Here is a 24,076-nt window from a genome sequence, read left to right on the forward strand (position 1 = left end):
TTAATATGCCAATCTATATAAATAATGGATTAAAAACTTAACGCCGCTTTCTAAATGAGCCACTGCGGTATATTCCTTCGGCGAGTGGCTGATTCCGTTATGACTCGGGACAAAAAAAAGCGCAGTCGGACAATAGGTTCCGAACATTTGCGAATCATGTCCCGCTCCGCTAACCAAGATTTCATGAGACAGATTTTGCTCTTCTGCAATTTCTTTTGACAGCCTCAGCAATTGTTGATCCATTTTGACCGGCTTGACGTTCAGCCATTCATTTAACAAAATATCGACATTGTATTGTGCGCTCACATTTTTAAAATGACGTGAAAATGTTGAACAAAATTGCTCCAATAGTTCTTCCTCGTGATGACGGATATCGATCGTAAAAACGACTTCACCTGCAATCACATTCGGAACGTTAGGTTCAACCTTTATTTTGCCAACGGTCACTCTTAGTTGGTCGCACACCTGTTTGGCTTGTTTCATTAAATAGGTAATCAGTTCAGAGGCAATGGCCACCGCATCTTTCCGGCAGGGCATCGGGGTTGTTCCTGCGTGGTTGCTTTCACCAACAACTTTTACTTGATAGCGGCGCTGTCCAACAATGTCGCTGACAATGCCCAACGATTTTTTCTTTTTTTCTAACACAGAGCCCTGTTCGATGTGCAGCTCAATAAAGCATTGAATATCGTTTCGAAATGGCTGGCGAAATCTTTCCTGTCCAAAACCGCATTCATTCATTGCTTGCACAAACGAAATCCCTTTAGAATCAACAATTTTTTGTATATGTTTAAAAGAGCGCCTCCCCGTTACAGAGCCTGACCCCCAAAATGTAAGTGGAAACCGGCTGCCTTCCTCTTCACATAAAGATACGACCTCAATCGTTTTTTTTGGTGTTCCAAAACGCTTTAATAAATAATGAGTCGCCAACAAGCCGGCAATAATGCCGTATGCGCCGTCATATTTTCCTCCTTCAATAACCGTATCGATATGCGAACCAGTTAAGATTGTTTTGGAGGATGGAGATGATCCTTCTGCTCGGCCGAACAAGTTGCCGACGTCATCAAAATATGGAGCTAATCCGCATTCCTCCATTTTCTCCTTCAACGCTTCCTGCGCTGACAGCCATTGTTCGCTATATAACAGCCGGGTAACTCCGCCTTTTTCCGTTTTACCGAATGTTGCAAGCCATTCGATCAGCCTTTCAACTTCCTCTTCAAGCTGAATGGGCCCAAGTAAATGAACTGTCATATCTCTTCCCTCTTTTCTATTCAAAATGAGCAAATATCCTTGTTACATTTTGTTCCATAAAATGTGAATTTACTTTATTTTATCGTTATTCTTTTTCATATACATTGGCAATTTTGATATAAATTTCACCATCTTTTGTGCATGTTCACTAAAATTTGAAGACAAAGGGGCTGAAAAAATGAAAATTTCCGAAATATTAAAAATTCCCGTTATGAAAAATGCCAAGCTCATCGCCGGCCATAACGGAAAAGATCGAGAAGTTTTCAGCGTCAATATGATGGATGCACCGGATATCATCGATTTCCTTAAAGCGAATGAACTGCTTGTAACAACTGCCTTTCATTTAAAAGACAATCCGAATGATCTGCTCGCACTCATCAAAAATATGGCGGATCAGCAATGTGCAGGGTTGGCAATTAAAATGAAGCGATTTTTGGAAGAAATTCCGGAGGCTTGCCTGAAGTATGCAAATGAAAAAAATTTCCCAATTATTGAATTGCCGATTGAGGTTACGTTAGGGGAAGTTGTGAACCAGACATTAAGCTATATATTGGACAAACGGACAAACGAATTGCTCAATGCGATTGAAATCCATCAGCAATTTACAAACCATATTTTAAGAGGAAAAGGGCTCGTCTCATTACTGGAAAATTTGGCAAACTTGATCGGCTGTCCAATTTTACTGTTGGATCAGCACTTTCAAATGATTGCTTCTTCATCTTCCGTTACATCGAGTCTGCCGGAAATCGAGGAAATGTACACAGACGGATTTCGCTTTTTCTTACAGCCAAGCTCTTACACTTGTTTTTCCATTATTTCTAGTAAACGAACTGTTTCCGTTTTTCCCATTTACACTCATGAAAGCAACAGCGGATGTTTAATTGTTTTTGATGCCATTCCTTTTCACAGTCCTTCGCTTGTGTTGACGATTGAACAAGCGACAAATGTCATTTCATTTGAATTGATGAAAAAAAATGCTCTTAAACAACATAAACGAAAAGTTCAAAATGAATTTTTTATCAATTTTACAGATGGCGCCTTTCAATCAAAAGAAGAGATTGTCATTAAAGCAAAAGAATTTAAAATTCGCAATGATCAATCGTATTTTTGTGCAGCAGGAAAATTGGATGAAAGAAAAAAATCATTAACGTTTACACAATTCCATAAAGAAAATGAACGGATTTTTGAATTTATGGAAAAAGAAGCTGATGCGTTCCCAAATCCTGTTCATTTTTTTGTGAAGGGGAACGTAGGCATTTTGCTCTTCCCGATTCAAAAATCATGGCTGGAGCTTCATTCTTCCATCATGCCGTTTTTAAAGGAATTGCAAGCGAAAATTAGAAGCAGGTTCCAACGGACTGTCTCATTCGGCATCGGCAGTCTTTGCCAACAATTTTTAGATGTAAAAAAAGGCTATAAAGAAGCGTTGGAAGTGCTGGAAGAAGAACAGTATTCCGGAAATCAAGAATTCATTCAAATTCATAAGAAAAAAGATATTTATACGTTATTGAAAATGATTCCAAAAGAAGAGTTGATTGATTTTTACGAACAGATTTTGACAAACCTTTCAGACCCGGCAGACACTGAAAAACAGGCTCTGCTGCAAACGTTGTTTTTATTTTTGGAAAATCATTGTCAAATTTCTGAAACAGCCAAAAAGCTTTTCGTTCATCGCAATACGGTGATCTATCGATTAGAAAAATGCGAGGAGCTCATCGGAAAAAGCTTAAAGGATCCAGAAGCCACTATTAGCCTCCGCTTGGCATTCCGCATAAAAAATTTGCTTCAATTATAAAAAAATTGAGGCAAGAGCTTTAGTAAATGAAAATGTAATTTGTCTATAAAGCTTTAGATACATTAACTAAATTTTGCAAAAACGATTATGTAATTCAACCAATGACTTCACTACATCGTTCTTTTATTATGAAAAACAAATAACATCTAATGTTAGATTTTTTTACATAAGAGGAGGAGAGGTCACTTGACAAATAAAAATGGAGGAATTCATCTTTTTTCACTTGGTTTGCAGCATGTACTGGCGATGTATGCAGGCGCCATTGTTGTTCCTCTTGTTGTCGGAGGAGCGTTAAACCTTTCGACGCAGGAGCTGTCATATCTAGTTGCGATTGATTTATTGACATGCGGAATCGCCACCCTGCTGCAGGCGTTCAAAACAAAATATTTCGGCATTGGTTTACCTGCCATATTAGGTGCTTCATTTGTTGCTGTTACACCGATGATCGGGATCGGAAAAGAGTACGGCATCAATGCAATCTATGGATCGATCATTGCCGCAGGAATATTCATTATTCTTTTTGCTCCGCTCTTTGGCAAAATAACAAGATTATTGTTCCCGCCGGTCGTGACAGGTACAGTTGTCACCCTTATAGGACTGTCCTTAATACCGGTCGGGATTAAAAACATGGCGGGCGGTGCAGGAAGTCCGAAATTTGGCGATCCGGAAAATTTGCTCCTTTCATTTGGGGTTTTTCTTTTGATTTTGTTTATGAATCGATTTTTCACAGGCTTTTTTCGGGCAATCTCTGTGCTTATCGGGATTATCGCGGGTACGATCGCCGCGGCTTTTATGGGAGAGGTTGATGTGAAAGAAGTAATGCAAGCTTCATGGATTCATTCTCCGAAATTTTTGTATTTCGGTACACCTACTTTTGAGCTTGTGCCGATCTTAACAATGACATTAGTGGGCATTGTCATCATGATTGAATCGACTGGCGCTTTTTTAGCCCTAAGCAAAATTTGCGGAAAAGATCTTAGCGACCAAGATCTTGCGCGCGGATATCGTGCCGAAGGATTGGCTTTCATCATCGGCGGTTTTTTGAACGCTTTCCCGTACAACACGTTCGCTCAAAACGTCGGACTTGTGCAGCTGACAAATATAAAAACGAGAAGCGTTGCGATCGTTGCCGGCTTTATACTTGTCACCCTTGGATTTATTCCGAAAATTGCTGCTTTTGCTACGATGATCCCAACATCTGTATTAGGGGGAGCAATGGTGATCATGTTTGGCATGGTCGTTTCTTCAGGCATTAAAATGTTAAGCACTGTTGATTTTCAACAGCAAAGCAATTTGTTAGTAATTGCCTGCTCCATTTCCCTCGGATTGGGTTCCACAGTTGTTCCTGATTTGTTTGCACAGCTGCCGCCTATGCTGCGAATTCTTTTTAGTGATGGGATTATAACAGGCAGTCTTACAGCCATCTTTTTAAACTTATTTTTTCACCATTTCTCACTGAAAAAATCTTCTGCTGCCGAACAGTTAAAACCGACAACGATCAAATTTTAAAAACGAAAGGAGAAAGGCGAATGGACATAGAACAAGTTAACCAACTCAGTGCGGCTGAATTTATTGAGAAGCTAGGCGGGATATTTGAAGATTCAACATGGGTGGCAGAAAAAGCAGAAAAATTCCGCCCGTTTTCTTCCGTGCAATCGCTTTTTTCCAAAATGGCTGAGATCGTGGATCAAGCTGACGAACACGAAAAATTGGCGCTTATTCGCAATCACCCTGCTTTAGGCGCAAGAACAAAAATGACCCGATTTTCGCAAACAGAACAACAAAAAGCGGGACTGCAAAAACTGACAGATGAAGAATACGATCGATTGTTAAAATTGAACGAAACGTATATGGAAAAATTTCAATTCCCGTTTATTTTGGCTGTGCGCGGCAAAACAAAGCAGGAAATATTTGCATCGATTAAACAGCGAATCAAAAACAATGCGGAAGCAGAGATAGAGCAAGCAATAGCAGAAATTAAAAAAATTGCCTATTATCGACTGAAGGATATAGTGAAAGAAGAGAGAAATCTATGCTGACACGTACATTCCATTTTGATAGAACAAATTGACTTTCGTAATTTTTGATCTTTTGCACAGTACGAAGCCATATCTTTTTAAGCGCCATAAATGGCGGTACAACTGAATCTGCTGAGAAATAATAACCAAAGAAACTACACGCTGGTTATATAGTGAAAGAAAGCCGTGATTCAAATGCCATGCCCCGTCAGACAAGCGCTTCCAAAGTAACAAAACGGGCTTCCAAAATGAAAAACGAGGCAAATAAAAAGGTCAATAAGGAGATGGAATATGAAAGGATTAACAACACATATTTTAGATTTAACTCACGGTACGCCTGCACAAAACGTCAAAATCGAGCTGTTTTCTGTTACAGATCAAAACGAAACGGAAAAACAGCTGCTCAAAACCGCATTCACAAACGAAAACGGTCGGGTTGACGAACCGCTCATCACTGTGCAGCAATTAACACCGGGAACTTATGAACTTCTGTTTTACATTGGAGATTATTTTAAAAACAAAGGTTTATCCTTGAAGGAACCGCTGTTTCTTAATCACGTCGTCGTCCGCTTCGGCATTTCTGATGCAAATGCCCATTACCATGTTCCATTGCTTATTTCACCGTGGGGGTATCAAGTGTATCGGGGAAGTTAATCGGATACAAATACTTTCTTCAACAACGTCATGAAAAAACGGGGCCTTCCAAAAGTCAGTTACGCTGACTTTTTGGAGGCTCCCTTTATTTAAAAAAACAAAAAAAATCGTCTAGTTGGTAGAATGGAATCCGTCAAGGAAAGCACTTGACCGCTTCCATCTACCAACTTAGTGGTCTGCAAGCTGACGAAGGAGCTACTCTAGATTGAGTATCAATCTCGCTAACTTATTTCCGGAATTGTGTGAACATCACAGAATATGGTGATGAGACAAAGAAAATAACTTTCTTAAAGGGATTGTCCAAAAGTTGAACTGTCCCCTGTCAAGCAGACAATGGAAATCATAAAATTGCTTTAAACGGCTTGAGCTCTAAATTCTAATGGGCTTAAGCCGTTTAATTTTTCTTGATAGCGTTTGTTATTATAAAACTCTTAATCGCTTGTTGTAACGCTTTAAACGTTTCATATCGTTTCAGATCATACCTTTCACACGTTCAGGTTGCCCAAAAAGATTCCATTGGGTCGTTTTCCATGCAGCGTCCCACTCTTGACATACTATGTGTTCGCTTTGCTTCGATTATTCGCTTCTCAAGCCCATGAGATGTACTATAAATCAAAAGTTGTTTATGTTCTTTTAAACTTGTGATAGATTAAGTCCTGAATGTTGTGTAAAAAAAAGCGGTGATTTGCCAGGAATCTAGGGCAGGGTTGGACTTGACCCTTGCGATAGCCTGATCAACTGTTTGAAACACAAGTTGATGATTGTTCGAATGCCCTAATACATAACTATACAGATCTAGAATTGCACTCAAATACGCTTTTTTACCGTTTCCTATCTTGAATTCCGTGACATCCGCCAGCCATTTTTCTTTTGGCTTACTTGCTGAAAAATTTGCGATTTAATACATTCTCAGCCACATGCACCGCTGATGATGAAACGTAACGGTTCTTTTTACAACGAATCACAGATTGAATACCGGTTGTTTTCATCAGGCATATATTCGTTTATGGGTCATTTATTTTCGATGTATGACGAATTTCATTCGGCGATAGCCATAAATTTTTAACGCTGCAGACAAGGAAACAAGCCGAAAAACGCTAAAATCTATAATTTCTTTCAACTGATCATGTTAAAAAAATCGCCGAACTGCTCCGCCTTCTTAACATTTGCTGTCTAAGCGAGATGTTTCTTTTTCAGCAAGCTTTTGAACTACTCTAATAATACCGGAGTAGCCTGTGCATCGGCAAAGATTTCCTGATAAACCGTCAACTATTTGCTGACTAGTTGGATTCGGATATTGATCCAAAATCGCTTTGACAGCCATAATCATTCCTGGGGTGCAATATCCGCATTGGAAACCTCCCTCTTCCAAAAACGCCTGCTGAATCGGATGAAGCCCTTTTTCCGCAAGTCCTTCAATTGTAACAATTTCTTTTTCATTTGCTTGATAAGCTCTAACTAAACAGGCATTCACTAGCCTGCCGTTCATGATGACAGAGCAGGCGCCGCAGCGGCCAATTCCGCAGGAAATCTTTGTGCCAGTCAGATGCAGCTGCTCTCTTAAAATGTCAACTAGCCGAGCGGCCGGATGAATCTCAAGCTCTTTCTTTTTGCCATTCACAAAAATCGACATGCGCATTCGTTCTTCAGACGGTAATTTTATGCTTGAGCTCATTTGCTTGTCAGCCATTTGCTCATCTCCGTTTCCATCATCTTATTGACGATTTCTTCCCTTGATACCGGCAGCTTATTCACCCAGATGCCAGTCGCATCATAAATGGCCATTGCGATGGCAGGGGCAACAGCAACCGTGCCAATTTCCCCGACGCCTCTTGGCCCATAATCATCCTCTTCGCACAGCTCCTCGATTGCGGTGATGTCAATCGAAAGGGGGACATCTTTTATCGTCGGAATTAAATACGTATCAAAGTTTTCCGTTACATATGTTCCGTTTTCTATCAGCGCTTCTTCCGTTAATGTATAGCCTAACGCCATCACGGATCCGCCTTCAATTTGTCCCAAATATCCTTGCGGAAAAATAACAGGACCAGCGGCAACGGCTTGCTCTAAATGTTTTACACGAACAAATCCAGTTGCCAGATCTACTTCCACCTTAACGGCACAAGCTGCAAACGAATATAAAAAATGTCCGCCTGGTATGGAGCAAGGGGTTGCCGGAAAGTCAAATCGAGTTTCAATGATCAGCGGCTTGTCTATCGTTTGTTTTGCCAGTTCTTTGTATGAAATCAGCAGCTCATCTTGGTGCCAAACACCTTTTTCGCCTATTTTTAATTGACTGACTGGCACATCCGTACATTGCGAGGCTCTTTCCAACAGGCTGTTTTGAAACGGAGCTTTCATCCGTTGAATGGCTTGCCAAACCATGCTCGTACCCCTTGAAGCAGTTGATGAGCCTGAACGCGGGACTTTGTACGTATCGCCGATGACAATGTGTAAATCCTCTCGGGAGCAGCCTATTGCTCGAATGGCAATTTGTTCAATCACTGCGAGCAAGCCTTGGCCAAATTCTTCAAACCCAAAAGCAATTTCGATTTTTCCTTCCTCGTTCAATGAAATTCTCCCGCCAGCCGGATCTAAACGTCCATAGCCCAGCCCTCCGCCGTGCATGGTGATTGCCACCCCGACGCCTGTCTTAATCAAGCCGTTATGATCTTGTTTTCGGCAGCTGTTTAATAGTTTCGATTGGCTGATCTGTTTTAAAACTTGTTGAGCGCCGTCAGTTGGGGCGATTTTTTGCCCGACAGGACCGGGATCATGTGCCTGGCGCAGATTTTTTTGTCTGAGTTCAAGCGGACTCATTCCAAGCTTGACTGCCAAGCGATCGATTTGCCCTTCCAATGCGAAGGTTACTTGGTTTCCTCCAAAGCCTCTAAATTCACCGGCAACACCGTTATTCGTAAAAACCGAATAGCCTTCAACTTGAATATTCGGGATCATGTATGGGCCTGTCGCATGTTCAACCGCAAAATCCAATACTGCGGGGCCTAACGTTGCATATGCGCCGGTATCCGCTATAATTCGCACTTGATGGGCGATGATTTTGCCGTTTTTTTTCGCACCTGTTTTCATTTTAATTTTCATCGGATGCCTTTTGATTCCTGACCGCACCGATTCCCTTCTCGTTTGATGAATTTTTACAGGAAATCCCGTTTTCAGCGCCAATAAGGCTCCGTACGGCTGGATGTTTAATTCGTCTTTTCCGCCAAAAGAGCCGCCAAGCGGGCTTGAGACGACGCGGATGTCTTCTTCCGGCATATTTAAAATGCGGGCTAATTGATAGCGGTCTTTATATCCATGCTGAGTGCCGGCATACACCGTCAAAGTGCCGTCTTTTTCCGGAACAAACACCCCGCCCTCTGTTTCCATGTACGCATGCATTTGCCTTGGAAGTTGATACGTTTCCTCTACAATACAGTCGCATGATTGAAATGCTTCTTCCACATTGCCGCTTTGATAAGATGCTTGGTGTAGGATATTCCCGTTCGGATGGAGCTGCGGAGAAGAAGGGAGCATAGCCTGTTCCGGATCATCAACAACCGGCAGCGGCTCATATTCCACTTCGATCAGCTGAAGCGCCGCTTCGGCGATTTCCTCTGTTTCCGCAGCAACAGCCGCGACAGCATCGCCGACAAAACGAACTTTATCTTTGCATAAAACAGGCTGATCAGGAAAGATTAAGCCAAACCCGTTTAAACCTGGAACATCCTTGCTTGTAATGACAGCCCGAACTCCCGGCAATTCCTCCGCTTTTTCCGTTGAGATCGAAACGATATTGGCATGCGGATATTCGCTTCGCAAAATTTTTGCAAACAGCATATTCGGAAACGAAAGATCTGTTAAAAACTTTAAATGTCCAGTTACTTTTCCTACTCCGTCCGGTCTGATGCACACTTGTTTCAATCTCATTCCCTTCCCTTCTTCATAATACAAATTGAAAAAGCTCGTATTTGAATATATTAATCTTTCTCCTCTAATTTTTTTAATTCTGCTATGACAATGTTGGCGGCGACCCGCCTGCGGTAATCCGCTGAAAAAAAAGCATCGCCGACAGGTTGAAATTCAGAAAAGAGCGCATCATGCACCTTTTTTAGTAAAGCGGACTCAACCTTGCGTCCGGCCAGCAATTGCTCCGTTATTCTTAATCGCCTTGGACGATTCTCGCCTCCGCCTGCTGCCAACCGCGCAAAGTCAATTGTTCCGTTGTCATTTTGGCCGATTATCCCTGCAATGGTGACGACAGAGCCTGAAAACGCCTCTCTCCTCCCAATTTTTTGATAAAAATGGACATATGATGGCGGAGCTGAAATTTCCGGCACCACTATTTCCGTTATAAGATCATCCTTGAATTCTTCATTCAACCAATGATCTAAATCGATTTTTTTTATGTCGTCCCCATCAAAACATCCGATTTTCGCTTCCATCACTAACAGGGCGGGGATGGCATCACCAATTGTTGAGGCGACGTTTCCGCCGATCGTTCCAAGATTGCGCACGGCTGGTGCAGCAATGGTCTTGACAGCTTTGGTCAATAAAGGCCATTTCGCTTTTATAATGGGATGGCGGAGGCAGTCAGCCAATCGGATAAGCGCCCCCAAGTGAAGAAAGTTTTGGCCGCCATCTTCTTTTTCATATATCGCTTCTAAAATTTTTATGTTCTCAAGGCTGATTAAATGAGATGGCTGCGGTGCTCCTTTTTCCCATTTTGTTTGCCATAATGTTCCGCCGGCTATAAAGTGTGATTCTAATTGCAATAGCTGCCGCAATCGCCATGCTTCTCTTAAATCTGTTGGCATCCATATTTTTGAGGACAATGTTTTCAACTTCATCCCCCTTCCTTTGATAGTAAAATAACGTGCTTTTGCAACCATATTGCGATTAGAAACGGAAATGCCTTGTGGACGTCCGCATTTGACCGATTATGCACCATTATCGCCTGTCCGCTTCCTTAAATAGGGATAACAAAATCGGCGGACTCGGCAAGCGATCCAGCTTGGCAGCATCCTCATCAAACAACTTATTGCTGCGTATCAAGTTTCGTATTGAAAAATGAGATCGTTGATGATTTCCAGTTGAATAAACGGCTGTTTTGTGCAATTGCACCGCTTGCTCTGCTATCGACTTTTCCAAGCCGCCTTTAAAAGAACTCTAAAAAGGGGCTTGACAAGTTTAGATACCGCGTCGGTACATAACCATCGGTTCGTCTATTGGTCAAGTGACTTTGGCATTCCGATTAGCGCCTGGTTTTTTGTGAAATGTGATTGCGGCTTCATTATGCACGCACCTTCTGAGGAGATCGAAGCTTTGTCAATTGAATTAATTCTGCTAAAATGCTGATCGCGATTTCTTCAGGGCCTTCTGCCCCAATAGACAAGCCGACAGGTGAATGAACGTTTCGGGGAATTTCCTGATCTCCCAGCAAGCGTTTTGTCCGTTCTTTTGAACCGTTGACCCCGATATATCGCAGGTTTTGCTGCAACAACAGCTTTAAAAGCTCTTGATCCTGTTGAAATTGGTGTGTCAGCAGCACAACAAAATCGCGGGGGGAAAAATATATTTTCGTTGCCGCTTCCCGCGGGAAAGCGATGATAAGCTGATCGGCATCAGGAAAACGCCATCTATTGCACAACGCTTCTCTCCAATCACTAACGATAACCGAAAAACCGGTCCGCGAAGCGAAATGCGACAGTGGTACAGCATCCGAACCGGCACCGAAAATAATCAATCTCGGTTTAGGCTCAAATCGCTGAACATAAACATATGAGGACAGTTCATTGACCCAAACTAATCCGCTTTTCTCTTGCGCAGCTATGGCATCGATTTGTTTCGGCACCGCACCAGCCCATTCCCCGAACGTTTCCGTGTCTTCTGTAAAAAATAAATAATTGCTTACGGAAAAATTTTTGCCGAGTTGTTTTAGGATGAAAACGTCCTTGCCGTTTTGAAGCAAATCATGCAGCCGGGATAAATGCTTTCGCAAACGGTCATCGATGCACTCCAACAGGATGCGTATGACGCCGTTGCAGCCGGCGCCTTTTCCCCACGACAAGTCATCTTCGCTTTTCAAGTCATATACGATACATTGCGACTCGCCCTCAAGCAAAAGCTTCGCCCTTTCTTGCAGGTCATTTTCAAGGCAACCGCCGCTTATTACGCCGATTGTTTCCCCATCCTCCTGAATCAGCATTGCTGCTCCTTCTTTTCGGTAAGCGGAGCCTTCCACATCAATAATAGTGGCAAGCACAGCTTTTTTTGGCTCAGTTGTTGCAATCTTTAAAATTTCATGGATATAGTCCATAACAATTCCCCTCTTATGAAAGAAAAGTAATGAGAATGATTGTTTTGTTCAAACGCAATCATCAACTGTTTCTTTCTCTTTGCATACACAATGCGTTGGCAATATACGCCACGTTTCTCCCTAGCCGACCGGCCATTTTTAATTCTTCATCAGACGGCTTTCGCGAACCATCAGGGCCGGCTAAAACTGTTGGTCCATACGGAGTTCCGCCAATGGGGGCGTCCGTTAAATATTCCGGATTTTGAGTATAAGGTAATCCGATAATGATCATTCCGAAATGGAGAAGCGGTACGATGGATGTTAAGATGGCCGCTTCATGCCCGGAATGAATGGAACCAGCGCTTGTAAAGATGCCCGCGGGCTTTCCCTCCAGTACGCCTTCCACACAAAGGTCGCCGATAGTTTCTAAAAAATATTTAACTTGGGACGGCATCGATCCAAAATACGTCGGAAATCCCCATATCACTCCATCTGCCCAGTGGAAATCTTCTATTTCCGCTGTTTTAAATATTTTCTGCTTTTCGCTTTCACGCTCATAATTTTCTTTTCTTTTTCCAATTTGAAATGTTGCGGAAATTCCTTTTTTATCAATCATCAACGGATTTTCTCTAATAGCCGGAATTAAACGATCAGTAAATTCGGGAATTTTTACACATCGTACATCTGTTTTCTCAATCGCCTTTGCTCCTTCGCAAACTGATTGCGCCATTTGTCTTATATGTCCGAAAGCACTATAAAAAACAACTAAAATATTTGCCATAAAGCTTTCTGCTCCTAACCTTTTAAAATTACAAATAAAAACCGATTTGAATATTTCTATATCAGTATTGGGACAGAATCAAAGCCTTTTAAATTACATATAAAAAACGGTTTCCATCGGATTGGTGTGAAGCAAAACTCTGCCCTTCTTTATCACATAGCGGCAATGGGGCTGAAGGCGAATCAAATCTATAGCATGATCAACCGGGAACGTAATGATATTTGCTTCATTTCCTACCTTTATTCCGTAATCGTTAATTTGCAGAGCTTTGGCTCCGTTTATCGATATCATGTTAATCAATTCCTCCAATTCCTTCATTCCCGTTAAATGACCTACATGAGCAGCCATATGTGCAGCCTGCAATATATTCCCGTTACCTAACGGATAAAACGGGGTCATGATATCGTCATGGGCGATGCAAACATTGATATTTTTTTGCAGCATCTCTTTTATTCTCGTAATCCCTCGCCCTTTAGGATAGGAATCATATCTTCCTTGCATTGCCGTGTTGATCAGAGGACAAGCTACAATATGAATTTTGGAACTCGCAATCAAATCTAATAATTTGGCAGCATAATTATCCGGATAATAGGCCATTGCACACGCATGACTTGCAGTCACTTTGTCTTCCAGTCCTGATGAAATCGCCAATGATGCAACTGTTTCAATAAACCTCGATTGCGGATCATCGATTTCGTCACAAAAGAAATGAAGAAATAGGCCGTATTTTTCAGCCAAAGAAAAGCAGAATTGAATGGATTCGATCCCTTCCTCCCTCGTTCTTTCCAAGTGAGGAACAGCACTGACCCCGTCAGCGCCCAGCTTGATTGCTTCAAGCATCCGTTCCTGATTTTCCGGACAAGAGAGTAAACCATTTTGAGGAAAAGCAATGATTTGCAAATGGATGATGTCCTGCAAGTCTGATTTCAGCTTCAGCAATGTTTTTAAAGCAACGAGGCGTTCATCGGAAATATCCGCGATCGCTCTTACATATAAAACACCGAATTTCATCAATTGATTCAGCGCCTTCCTGGCTCGCTCGTAGACATCTTCCATCGTCAAAGTTTGCTTCCGTTCGTTCCATAATAAAATTCCTTCTAATATCGAGCCGCTTTGATTCCAGCTCGGCTCTCCGGCAGTAAATGCCGTATCAAGATGAATATGTGTTTCGACAAATGGCGGCATGGCTAAATCTCCACAGCCGTCTATCACTGCTTTTCCTTGCAGGGGATAAGGGGAAATTTCAGCAATGATCCCGTTTTGAATCCCGATAAAATGATGCCTTTCTTGATTGGGCAGTCTGATATTTTCTAATACAAGGTCATACATATTGTAAATTCCTTTCAAATTTTACATATTGGCTTTCCGTCTCGTGCTGATACATCAACAACTGGCGATCGTTCCAATGTTCAGCTTTTTTAGATTGATAGAGCAGTTTTCCGTTTCGGAACACATATCTTTCAACAGGCAGATTCGTAAAGATGTCTTCTACTGATCTAGCTTTTAATAGAACGAAGCTTGCCTTCGCTCCGCATCTTACACCGTAATTATTTAAATTTAATAATTTGGCCGGATATTCGGTAATCATCCGAATAATTTGTTTTAGGCCTTCACCGCTTCCTAAATGGGCAACATATGCAGTTAGCAAACCGATTTGCAGCAAATCCGCCTTCCCGAATGGATGAAATGGATCATGAACATTATCGGAAGCAGTTGCAAGCGTCGCCCCGCTTTGCAAAATTTCATGAATTCTTGTGACGCCGCGGCGGACAATCCCTTGATCAAATCGACCTTGCAAGTACATATTGGCACCCGGCAGCGTCACCGCTCCAATTTGTGCCGCCGCCATCCGTTTAATTAAAGAAAGAGCTTTTTCTTGTTCCATTGGCGCCAAAGAGCAAAGGTGGCCGGCTACAACGCGATTGTGATATTGCCGCTCCATTGTTTTTTGGATAATATAATCCAGTGTGCATACGTTCGGATCATCACTTTCATCTACATGCAAATCAATCGGTTTGTCGTACTTTTCCGCCAATGAAAATAAACCGTCAATTTGCTTCTCAGGGTTTTCAGCTAAATGAGGAGCTCCGCCAATTCCATCAGCCCCCATTTTGATCGCTTGTTCAATCCATTCCAGCTCTCGTTTCGAATCGTCGTCAGGCAGTAAAAACATTGGAATGACTTGAATCGTAATGTATTGTTTTAATTTTTCTTTTACGTTTAAAACAGCTGTCAACGCCCGGAACACGACGTCTTCCCCTAAAGGCAATTCAAAATTGACATGTGTGCGAATGGCTGTTGTACCATGGCTTAGTGCATTCAGTGCAGTTTTCATCGCCCGATACTCAATTTCTTCCACCGTGAAATGGGGAGATTGCTTCCGGTAATTTATTACTGCTTCTTGAAGCGTCCCGCTTGCGTTCGGAACTTTCCTGAGAGAATAGGCTTTATCTAAATGCATATGAGCATCAACAAAGCCGGGCAGCAACACATATCCTTGACAATCAATGAATGAATCGGAGGATGAGTTAAGGGCCTCTAAAGTTTTAAAGTCTTCGCGCTGAAGATAAGAAGGCTGCTTTGTGATTTTTTCATATCGATCATCGTTAATGATGATTTCAAAGAGAGAACCAGGATCTTCAAGCGGCAGACAAACATTCAGCAAATGCAGTTGACTCATAGCTTTCTCCCCTTTTTGCCCAACTTGCTCCGAGGCGCATTTTTAATTTTTCGCCAAAAACTCGTTTGTGTAGGCATTGGCGATATCTTCTTTCTTTTTAATTAAACCTAGTTCATAGAGTTGATTTTGCAAGGTGTTCCACCGTTCTTGAGACATATAGCCGAAGCCGTGGTCTTTCGCATCGTGCCCGAAAATTAAGTTCAGCTGCTGTTCAGCCCCATATTCGAGCGCCTCCATTGATAAATCAGGATTATATTCATGTATAAATGGATTTACTTCATCCGAATGATCTTTATAATACTCCCACCCTTTCGTTGTCGCTTCCATAAACCGTTTGACGAGTTCAGGTTTTTCTTTCACCATTTTTTCGGTTGTAAATATTACATTGCCATAAGGCTGGTAGCCGGAATCGTGAATCAGTAAATATTTCGTTTCGATTCCTTGCTGCTTTAAAGCGAAAGGCTCCGCCGTAATGTAGCATTGGGTAACTGACTCTTTATTCTCTATAAATGGAGTCAACTGTCCGCTATATGCCATTTCTTTCGCATTGTCGAGCTGATAAGCCTTTTTTATATATGCCCAGTACCCTGTTCCAGGTGCCGTGTACACCGTTCGCCCATTCAAATCGGAAAAATCTTTAATATTTTGATCAGCCTGGTACAACAACGCCTGCGGATTCACTTGAAAAATGGCTCCGATCGCCACAATGGGTATTCCTTTATCGCGAGCTAATAAAATATCGTCAGCTTGAGTGATTCCAAAATCGGCTTCCCCAGATGCCACTATTTGAATGGGGGAAACTTGCGGCCCGCCTGGCTCTATTGTCATATCAATGCCTGCTTCTTTATAAAAGCCTTTCATCAAAGCTGCATAGTTGCCTCCATGTTCCGGTTCGGCAAACCAGTTCGTGACTTGCTTCACTTTTTCCAATTTTTCTGAGTCCTCTTTGACTTCTTCGTTATTAGTTGAAGCTGATTGGCTGCCGCATCCAGCTAAAAGAACGAGTAGAAATAAAATGAAGATTTTTGTATATCCCTTCCCTTTTGCCTGCATACGAATCCTCCTACCATTTTTGATATTTTTCTAGTTACATTTCTGCTTCATGCCAAGAACCTAGTGCCGATAATAAGAACTTTTTTCGGTATATTTCAGCCGTTTCAATTCATTTTCCCATCGTTACACTTGTGCATAAGAGGTGACGTCCGCTATTTTTCCTGGATTCAGCAAATAAAACGGATCATTTTTTTGCTTGATTTTTATGATTTCATCCATTCGTAAACTCCAACCGCCGAATCCCAACAAATAAGTATGCGGATCATGCACTTTAGCTCCTATATTCAGGAAAAATTGTATGATTTCATACAGCCGTTTCTCGCTTGTAAAGCGAACGACCGGCAAGGCCGTTGGAATAATTGCTCCGTTTCTTTTTATAAATTCAAAATGAAGAAGGACTTCTCCGCCAAATTCCTTTTTTAACAAATGGACTTGATGATAAAGGTGTTGAATATCAAACTCAACTTGCAAGTAAGTAATATTGTCTTCATTTTTGCAGGCCCACAGCGTGGAGTGGTTCCAAGTAAAATCCGAAAGGCGGACCCCTTTTCGATACTGATTGGCAGGAATGGTATGTGCCAATATTCCTTTATGTTCGGAAACGAGTTCGACAAATTCACTTTTTGCTTTTTCATCGACCTCAATCATCGTTAACGTTTTTTCAGGCAAAATATATTGTTTTAAAGGAGCGAAATGCTTTGTCAAAGCTTCTTCACATACTGATAAGAGCCTTTTTTTCATAGTTTCTATTCCCGAAAATTGATGGGCGAAATTTATCGCTTCATCTAAATGGTCATGAAAAACCATTGCTTGCATCCAATCTGTTTTCTCCTCGATCGGCAATTGCAGCTCTGTCATGACACCTAAAGTTCCGTAATTGTGAATATATTGCTCGAGTTTATCGCCTGAAACAACAATTTTTCTCGGCTTTTCCTCAATTGTGTAAACGAAAGCGCTGTGCACATTGCCGTCCCACAAATTGCCCCATGTAATGGAGCCGATTCCTCCCGATCCTCCCGCCACAAAACCGCCAATCGTTGCTTGAATATATGTGCTCGGCATAATTCGCAGCTCTTTTCCGCTTCACTCTAATATCCGTTCAAGCTTGCCGATTCTTATTCCCGCTTGTACCGTTACAGCGTTTTCGCCGATTTCAAGTACTTGATGAAACCTCGTCATGTCGATCACAATACCGCCTTGAAGAGGTACGGCCTGACCATAATTTCCTGTTCCAGCACCTCTGACCGTAATCGGAATTTTTCTTTTTACGGCGAATGATATTAACGAAACTAATTCCTCTTCTGACTCCGGAAAGGCGATGCAATCGGCCAGTTTATCCTTTAGCTTTTGTGCGAGAATGGGTGAATACCAATAATAATCTTTAGAAAATTTTCCTCTTGAAGCTGCATCGAACAGAACTTTTTCCTTCCCTAAAAGCTGCTGTATTTCTTGTTTCCAAGCCATGCTTCCACACCTCCAAAGTTTTCTTTATGTTTGAAACAATTGATCATCCATTCTATGTCAAAGGACTGTACTGCTTTTCGGAAGACATGTTAATGAGATCTTCCATTTCGAATTCCGCCATTTCCCGCAAAACAACCGCCAGCTTTTCACCCAAACGGTTGGCGATGATTTCTCCCGTTTCTTTAGAAGCTTTTTTTGCATTTCCTAAAACCCCGGATTTCGAAATATCTTCCATCCTCCAAGCAACATAATGGCTGCCTTTTAATTGAAGATGCTTTGCGCTCTCCGGAAACTGGATGAACTCATCGGGACAAAGCTCTTTTTTCACCCAATCGGTTTTGAAGGAAAGAATGAAGGATGTTTCGATTTCTCCCCCGTGGATTCCGTATGCAGCCTCTTTTTCCTCAATGAGATCCTCTGAGATATTGAAGTCATAGCTGTTCAACCGGAAAGTCATCAAACCTGTTTCAATGCGGATATCGCGGGCAACGGAATTGAGTAAATCATGGTTTCCTCCATGTGAATTAAATAAGACGAATTTTCTAAATCCGCTTTTTTTCAGACTTGCGGCAATATCCTTGATCATTGCCTCTAAAGTGCTCCCAGATAATGAGATGGTTCCTGCATATCCGAGATGTTCGATGCTTTTGCTGTACGCAATTGGAGGCAAAATCCAAATATTATCTTCTTCTTTTAAATGTTTGCAAGCTGAATGCAAAATCCCCTCCGCTATTAAAGAATCAGTAAATACCGGTAAATGAGGCCCATGTTGTTCAACTGCGCCAACCGGCAAAATGATTAAAGCATTTTGCTTTGGCAATTCAGCAATTTCCTTACTCGTTAGTCTTGCAAAAAATTTCTGTTCAAACGCTTCTCCCTGGTAGCGAAATTCCATGCCGTATCCCCTCCGAACAAATAATTACTTTTGTGAAAAAAGAAAAGCCGCAGGAAAAGAAAAACAATAAGTCTTTTCTTTCCTACGGCTTGTTTCCATCCCGTAAACAGGATCAAAACAATACCGAATGAACTATGGATAGCCTAAAGGACGGAAAACGTCCTTCAAGCTAACTCATTTTTTTAAGAATAATTGTCAAGCATGCTGAGCCAGTGGAAGGATCATAATCTTTTAAAACCGAAAAAACGTTAAGTCCGACAATTGTTTCCATTTTATATTTAAATCGCTTTTTAAATTCATCAATTAATAACGAATCTGCCCACATCGTCAAAGCCCCATCTACTTTTTCAAGAATTTGCAAAGCAGGATCCCGTTTATGCAACCCGAAAATTAAAATTTTTTCATCCGTTACTTCAACTCGCAGTTGAATCACACCTGTTTGAAAAATTTCTTTATTTACTTCGTTGTAAATTCTCGCAATATCTTTTTTTAATGATTGCCTCTGTTCTGTCAAAAGGCTTTTGTCTTTCAAAAAACCACCTCTTTTCTTAAAAATGATTTTACAATTTTTCAAAATGTTTGATTATTTCTTTGTTAACTTTTTTCCACATTTTTTTATTTTTGTCATAAATTCTTACATTTTTATTGAATTTACCTGCATACATTCTTAGAATGAATTTCAATACTTATAGCAAGGAGAAAGGAATATGAAGAGCCTGTTGATCAAAAACGCACAAATTATTACGATGAACATGCGGATGAAATTTTCACGGGAGATATTTTCATCGAAAATGGCATCATAAGCAACATAGGGAAAAATCTTGCATGCGACGCCGATCAAATCATCAATGCAGAAAATCGGACCGTCATTCCGGGCTTCATTCAAACCCATGTTCACTTATGCCAGACACTTTTCCGCTCACGGGCGGATGACTTAGAATTGTTAGATTGGCTGAAAAAACGAATTTGGCCATTGGAAGCAGCACATGATGAGGAATCGATCTATTATTCCGCATTGCTCGGCATTGGAGAATTGATTGAAAGCGGGACCACAACGATTGTCGATATGGAAACCGTTCACCATACAGAAGCAGCGTTTCAAGCGATTGCAGGAAGCGGAATCAGAGCTTTATCAGGCAAGGTGATGATGGATCGTGGCGACGATGTGCCAATGGAGCTTCGCGAAAAAACAACTGATTCTCTCCAAGAAAGCGTTGATTTGCTTGAAAAATGGCATATGTTTGCAAACGGAAGAATTCAATATGCCTTTTCTCCCCGATTTGTCCTTTCATGTACAGAAGAACTGTTAAAAGAAGTTCAACGGCTTTCTGAAATATATCAAGTAAAAGTTCATACTCATGCAGCGGAAAATCAGGAAGAAATCAGGCTGGTTGAACAGCAGACAGGGATGCGAAATATCGAATATCTTGACTATCTTGGACTTGCCAATAAACGATTGATTTTGGCGCACTGCATCTGGCTGGATGAAAAAGAAAAGAAAATCATTAAAGACAGAGGAGTAAATGTTAGCCATTGCCCCGGGTCTAATCTAAAATTAGCTTCAGGAATTGCGGATATTCCCGGGCTGATGGAAATGGGAGTTTCGTTAAGCTTAGGCGCAGACGGAGCGCCTTGCAACAATAATTTAAATATGTTTCAGGAAATGAAGCTTGCAGCCCTCATCCAAAAGCCGAAGCACGGCCCTTCCGCAATGAAAGCAAAAGAGGTATTTAAAATGGCGACCATCGGCGGGGCAAAAGCGGTCGGATTGGAAAAAGAGATTGGCAGTATTGAAATCGGCAAAAAAGCAGATTTAGTGATTCTAAATTTACATCATTTTCATACTTTCCCTTCCTTTGAAGCTGATCCGATTTCGCGGATCGTTTATTCTGCTTCAAGGGATAATGTAGAAACAACCATTATAAATGGGGAGATTGTAATGGAAAACAAAAAAATAAAAACACTCGACAAGGAAATTGTTTTAAGAGAAGCAGACCGCTCGATCAAAAGAATGCTCAAAAAAGAAAAAGCAGTTTTCCACTGAAATCCGAAAAAGGGTGTCTTAGAAAGTCAAAATCCATTGAAAACGAAACATCATAAACATTGATATATCAACATTTCTAAACCATTAAAGGGACGTCTATAAGCCGGAAAATCGACTTATTAGACAGCCCCACTCTCCCTATAACAATCTATTATGATTGTTTTGCAAAAGCTTCGCATAATATCGGCCATGAAAATTTTCCACCACGATGCCTGCTTCAAAAAAGTCTGACAATCGTTCACTTGAAAGCAGCTCTTCTGTTCTTCCCTCAGCAAAAACCTTTCCTTCCTTTAATAACAGGGAATTGGTGAAGCAAGGCAAAATTTCTTCAACATGATGCGTCACGTACAGGATCGTTGGCGCATTTGGCCTTTTGGCAATTGTTTCAATCAGCCCTAAAAGTTCTTCTCTCGCCAATATATCAAGACCATTGCACGGCTCATCTAAAATAAGGAGCTTCGGCTGAGGCATAAGCGCCCGCAAAATCAGCACTTTTTGCTTTTCACCTTGGGAAAGGCTGTCATATGTACGCCCGCTTAGTTTTTCCACCCCGAATAGCGTCATCAATGACCCCATCTCTTCTAAATCGTGTTCATCCGGTGTTTCATATAAGCCGATTGACGCGAATTTTCCGCTCAAAATAACTTCTTCAACAAGATCATGTCCGTAAATTTTTTCTTGGAGCGATGAGCTGACAAGGCCGATTTGTTTCCGAACCTCGCGAAAATCTGCCTTTCCAAAAGTAAATCCAATGACGGAAACCGTTCCTTTTGAAGGAAACAAATAGCCGTTTAACAAATTGAGCAATGCTGTTTTCCCCGCTCCATTTCTTCCTAAAATACACCAATGCTCGCCTTCATCAACATTCCAATTTATATTCTCCAAAATATATTTTTTGTTGCGAATGAGCGAAACATTTTCAAGTGCAATCACCATACGCTTGCTCCTCTCCATACGTTACATTATAATTATTATTCCAAAAATTTCTGTTGAAGGGAAGAGAGGATCATTGAAAAATCTGATTTTTCCATCAAAAGTGTTTTCTTCTTTCTTCAGATTGGTTTAGTTCCATTAGGTATTTATGCGAGTGAAACATTTGTAAGATAAAACCGTAGAAATAATCAAAATGTTTTGTAAAGCGTAAGGGGGAACCATTGTGTCAACAGATACGATCGTTTTTTTAATCACTATGGGGTTCACACTTATCATACACGGGGGCCTGACGTATTTAGTCGTAAAGAAGCAAGATTACAGCTTAATATCGGGCTTCTACAACAGACCAGAAGAAGAACAGCAGCAATTAATTGAAAATGGTTATCCGCAGGCAATTGGTAGATTGCTGTTTTATACGTTCATCATTTTGTTCATTTCGGTCATTTTAGCACTTTTTCAAATCCCATATGGATTTGAAATAGGCATGCTGCTGTTTCTCATCGTACTGCTCGGCGGTTCGATCTATGTACAAAAATATGAACTAAAGCATAAACGGAAAAAATATTATTGGATTACCGGAATTGTTGCGGCTATTGTGATCACATTCGTTATCGTTTTAGGCTATTTGGGACTTAAGGAGCATGATGTGATCATAAATGACCGACAGTTGAAGGTAACGGGTTTATATGGTGTGGAATGGCCGATTGATGAGATTGACCGTGTGAAGCTGTTGGATGAACTTCCCGATGTCGTTGCCAAAAGTAATGGCTTTGCGGCTTTTAATCGTTTGAAAGGATCTTTTCGGCTAAAAGAGCCGTACGGTGGAGGAGGAAAATTGTTTGTTTACAAAGGGCGTGCACCGTATGTATATATCGAAAAAGATGATGATTATATCATTTTGAATCAAAAAGACGGGAGCGAAACGCAAAAGCTGTATGACCAATTACTGGAAAAGATAAGCGAATGATAATTGTGCACATGGAACCCTGATCTACAAATATATAACGGAAACTTTACAGCAATTCTCTTTTTCATGCCCGATATCCGAATATTCATTAACATTGCATTGGAAAATGTATTTAGAGGCTCCCCATTCAGGCAGCCTCTTAAATTTTCAATCATTGCTCAATCCGATCGGAAAACCTATTAATCTACTACTTTCAAAACAATTTGACCATCCTCTACTACCGCGACTTTTCTTTTCACTTCCAATTTTCCGTCATCACCGATTGATGGAATCTCGTATACACGTTTGTCTTTTGGCAGATTATCCAGTCCATCTTGCATATGTTTGCGAATAGCTTCCGCATCGTCAACAGTTTTTGCCGCTTTCATCGCTTCAACGAAAATATACGTAGCGATATAGTTGAGCCCTGATTCAGAGCTAGGTTCATCTTTAAATTTTGCTCGATAGTTTTCGACAAATGCCGGCGCTCCCGGATCATTAGATTTTACGAGCGGCAGCACTCCAACAGAACCTTCTAATACGTCATAGGAACCTGTTATTTTTTCCATAAAATCCAGTTTTGCCTGATCCATGATAATGAATCCGCCTTTAAATCCTAGCTCTCTAGCTTGCTTTGCCACTTTTGCAGTAGGTTCTGAAGCTCCGCCTATAAATAGAACATCCGGTTTCTCTTTAAGAGCATTTGTGACAATGGTGAAAAAGTCGGTTTCCTTTGAAAAATCAATGGATGAATGATATACAACCTTTCCGCCCTTCTTTTCCCATTGTGGAAGCAAAGTTTTTGCCCAGTCTTTCCCATATTGTGTAGACGGCGGAAGAGCGGCTAATTTTTTGCCAAACCGTTCCATGGAATAATCTGTAAAAGGTTCCGCGTAGCCGTCATAACGCGGCGGTATGCCGATCGTAAGGGAGTTCCCGGCATCAGTTACATCCGGTTCACTCGTATAGGCACCAATCAAAAACTTTTCAGTCTCATTAAATACTTGAAGCGCCATCACTCCACCGCTGTGCGGCGTAAAAATAATAGGTGTTTTCACTAGCATTGCAGTAATTAAATCTGATGATTCAAAATACTAAGAATGTTCAATTTTTTATTGATTTCGAAACAAAAAAATCCTTTACAATGGAAGTACAGGTGGTTCCTGTCCAAATCCAATCGTAAAGGATAACCGTTATGGACAAGAATACACTAATTTCATCATTTGGTAAATGGGTTTCACCCATAAATATTCAAAAACTTAGCGAACAA

The 24,076-nt window shown here is 41.2% G+C and carries 20 protein-coding genes and 4 pseudogenes; 6 read left to right on the forward strand and 18 right to left on the reverse strand.

The genetic code is table 11. From position 1 onward, the window contains the following. Positions 1-1,248, reverse strand: coding sequence for an allantoate deiminase (gene allC / locus AC0KTX_RS11365; protein WP_474252301.1), 1,248 nt, complete (start codon positions 1,246-1,248; stop codon positions 1-3). Positions 1,249-1,426: 178 nt separating this feature from the next. Here allC and AC0KTX_RS11370 point away from each other — a divergent pair, with 178 nt between their 5' ends. From AC0KTX_RS11370 to uraH, 4 genes are all read left to right on the forward strand, one after another. Beyond that, complete coding sequence (locus AC0KTX_RS11370; protein WP_094245587.1) at positions 1,427-3,043, forward strand: PucR family transcriptional regulator; 1,617 nt, start codon at positions 1,427-1,429, stop codon at positions 3,041-3,043. A 186-nt stretch (positions 3,044-3,229) separates the two neighbouring features. Next, a complete protein-coding gene (locus AC0KTX_RS11375) occupies positions 3,230-4,552 on the forward strand; it encodes a nucleobase:cation symporter-2 family protein (protein WP_340881285.1) in 1,323 nt (440 codons plus the stop codon). A gap of 20 nt (positions 4,553-4,572) precedes the next feature. Beyond that, positions 4,573-5,082 carry a 2-oxo-4-hydroxy-4-carboxy-5-ureidoimidazoline decarboxylase gene (gene uraD, locus AC0KTX_RS11380; protein WP_340786783.1) on the forward strand — a complete coding sequence of 170 codons (510 nt, stop codon included), beginning with the start codon at positions 4,573-4,575 and terminating at the stop codon, positions 5,080-5,082. Positions 5,083-5,352: 270 nt separating this feature from the next. Next, positions 5,353-5,715 (forward strand): hydroxyisourate hydrolase, encoded by a 363-nt coding sequence (uraH, locus tag AC0KTX_RS11385; RefSeq protein WP_340786780.1) that lies wholly within the window; start codon positions 5,353-5,355, stop codon positions 5,713-5,715. Positions 5,716-6,068: 353 nt separating this feature from the next. On the opposite strand, the pseudogene AC0KTX_RS11390 reads toward uraH, so the two are convergent. From AC0KTX_RS11390 to AC0KTX_RS11460, 15 genes and pseudogenes are all read right to left on the reverse strand, one after another. Beyond that, a pseudogene (locus AC0KTX_RS11390) lies at positions 6,069-6,146 on the reverse strand (IS3 family transposase); the annotation flags it as partial. 278 nt (positions 6,147-6,424) lie between these two features. Next, positions 6,425-6,707, reverse strand: a pseudogene (locus AC0KTX_RS11395) (IS3-like element ISEnfa5 family transposase); the annotation flags it as partial. A 167-nt stretch (positions 6,708-6,874) separates the two neighbouring features. After that, positions 6,875-7,405 carry a (2Fe-2S)-binding protein gene (locus tag AC0KTX_RS11400; protein ID WP_474252302.1) on the reverse strand — a complete coding sequence of 177 codons (531 nt, stop codon included), beginning with the start codon at positions 7,403-7,405 and terminating at the stop codon, positions 6,875-6,877. Beyond that, positions 7,387-9,642: a xanthine dehydrogenase subunit D gene (pucD, locus tag AC0KTX_RS11405; RefSeq protein WP_474252303.1), complete on the reverse strand. Its 2,256-nt coding sequence runs from the start codon at positions 9,640-9,642 to the stop codon at positions 7,387-7,389. Before pucD ends, AC0KTX_RS11400 begins: the two co-directional genes overlap by 19 nt. A 50-nt stretch (positions 9,643-9,692) precedes the next feature. Further along, on the reverse strand, positions 9,693-10,562 hold the full coding sequence (locus AC0KTX_RS11410) for an FAD binding domain-containing protein (protein ID WP_474252304.1): 870 nt from the start codon (positions 10,560-10,562) through the stop codon (positions 9,693-9,695). Between the two features lie 100 nt (positions 10,563-10,662). Beyond that, on the reverse strand, positions 10,663-10,863 hold the full coding sequence (locus tag AC0KTX_RS11415; protein WP_341342817.1) for a hypothetical protein: 201 nt from the start codon (positions 10,861-10,863) through the stop codon (positions 10,663-10,665). Positions 10,864-11,005: 142 nt separating this feature from the next. Next, positions 11,006-12,031, reverse strand: a complete 1,026-nt coding sequence (locus AC0KTX_RS11420; RefSeq protein WP_474252305.1) for an XdhC family protein — start codon at positions 12,029-12,031, stop codon at positions 11,006-11,008. Between the two features lie 61 nt (positions 12,032-12,092). Beyond that, positions 12,093-12,791, reverse strand: coding sequence for an NAD(P)H:quinone oxidoreductase (wrbA, locus tag AC0KTX_RS11425; RefSeq protein ID WP_063386893.1), 699 nt, complete (start codon positions 12,789-12,791; stop codon positions 12,093-12,095). A 93-nt stretch (positions 12,792-12,884) separates the two neighbouring features. After that, the gene (codA, locus tag AC0KTX_RS11430; protein WP_474252306.1) at positions 12,885-14,120 is read right to left on the reverse strand and encodes a cytosine deaminase; all 1,236 of its coding nucleotides are present in this window, start codon (positions 14,118-14,120) and stop codon (positions 12,885-12,887) included. Next, on the reverse strand, positions 14,113-15,471 hold the full coding sequence (locus AC0KTX_RS11435) for an amidohydrolase family protein (RefSeq protein ID WP_340733541.1): 1,359 nt from the start codon (positions 15,469-15,471) through the stop codon (positions 14,113-14,115). Before AC0KTX_RS11435 ends, codA begins: the two co-directional genes overlap by 8 nt. A 42-nt stretch (positions 15,472-15,513) precedes the next feature. Next, on the reverse strand, positions 15,514-16,524 hold the full coding sequence (locus AC0KTX_RS11440) for an ABC transporter substrate-binding protein (RefSeq protein WP_327848060.1): 1,011 nt from the start codon (positions 16,522-16,524) through the stop codon (positions 15,514-15,516). 123 nt (positions 16,525-16,647) lie between these two features. Beyond that, positions 16,648-17,586 carry a hypothetical protein gene (locus AC0KTX_RS11445; protein ID WP_474252307.1) on the reverse strand — a complete coding sequence of 313 codons (939 nt, stop codon included), beginning with the start codon at positions 17,584-17,586 and terminating at the stop codon, positions 16,648-16,650. 21 nt (positions 17,587-17,607) lie between these two features. Next, positions 17,608-17,988 (reverse strand): FAD-binding oxidoreductase, encoded by a 381-nt coding sequence (locus AC0KTX_RS11450; RefSeq protein ID WP_474252308.1) that lies wholly within the window; start codon positions 17,986-17,988, stop codon positions 17,608-17,610. A gap of 52 nt (positions 17,989-18,040) precedes the next feature. Next, positions 18,041-18,883, reverse strand: coding sequence for a creatininase family protein (locus AC0KTX_RS11455; RefSeq protein WP_327873890.1), 843 nt, complete (start codon positions 18,881-18,883; stop codon positions 18,041-18,043). 169 nt (positions 18,884-19,052) lie between these two features. Continuing rightward, positions 19,053-19,415, reverse strand: a complete 363-nt coding sequence (locus tag AC0KTX_RS11460; RefSeq protein ID WP_339212478.1) for a Na-translocating system protein MpsC family protein — start codon at positions 19,413-19,415, stop codon at positions 19,053-19,055. A 175-nt stretch (positions 19,416-19,590) separates the two neighbouring features. Between AC0KTX_RS11460 and AC0KTX_RS11465 the strand changes: the two are divergent. Next, positions 19,591-20,927, forward strand: a pseudogene (locus tag AC0KTX_RS11465) (5'-deoxyadenosine deaminase). Positions 20,928-21,065: 138 nt separating this feature from the next. Here the strand turns inward: AC0KTX_RS11465 and AC0KTX_RS11470 are convergent. Further along, positions 21,066-21,863 (reverse strand): ABC transporter ATP-binding protein, encoded by a 798-nt coding sequence (locus tag AC0KTX_RS11470; RefSeq protein ID WP_474252309.1) that lies wholly within the window; start codon positions 21,861-21,863, stop codon positions 21,066-21,068. 220 nt (positions 21,864-22,083) lie between these two features. Here AC0KTX_RS11470 and AC0KTX_RS11475 point away from each other — a divergent pair, with 220 nt between their 5' ends. Further along, a complete protein-coding gene (locus tag AC0KTX_RS11475; protein WP_474252310.1) occupies positions 22,084-22,827 on the forward strand; it encodes a DUF3784 domain-containing protein in 744 nt (247 codons plus the stop codon). A 179-nt stretch (positions 22,828-23,006) separates the two neighbouring features. Here the strand turns inward: AC0KTX_RS11475 and AC0KTX_RS11480 are convergent. Then, a pseudogene (locus tag AC0KTX_RS11480) lies at positions 23,007-23,858 on the reverse strand (ABC transporter substrate-binding protein); the annotation flags it as partial. Between the last annotated feature and the right edge of the window lie 218 nt (positions 23,859-24,076).

Source organism: Aeribacillus sp. JST-2 (assembly GCF_056032925.1).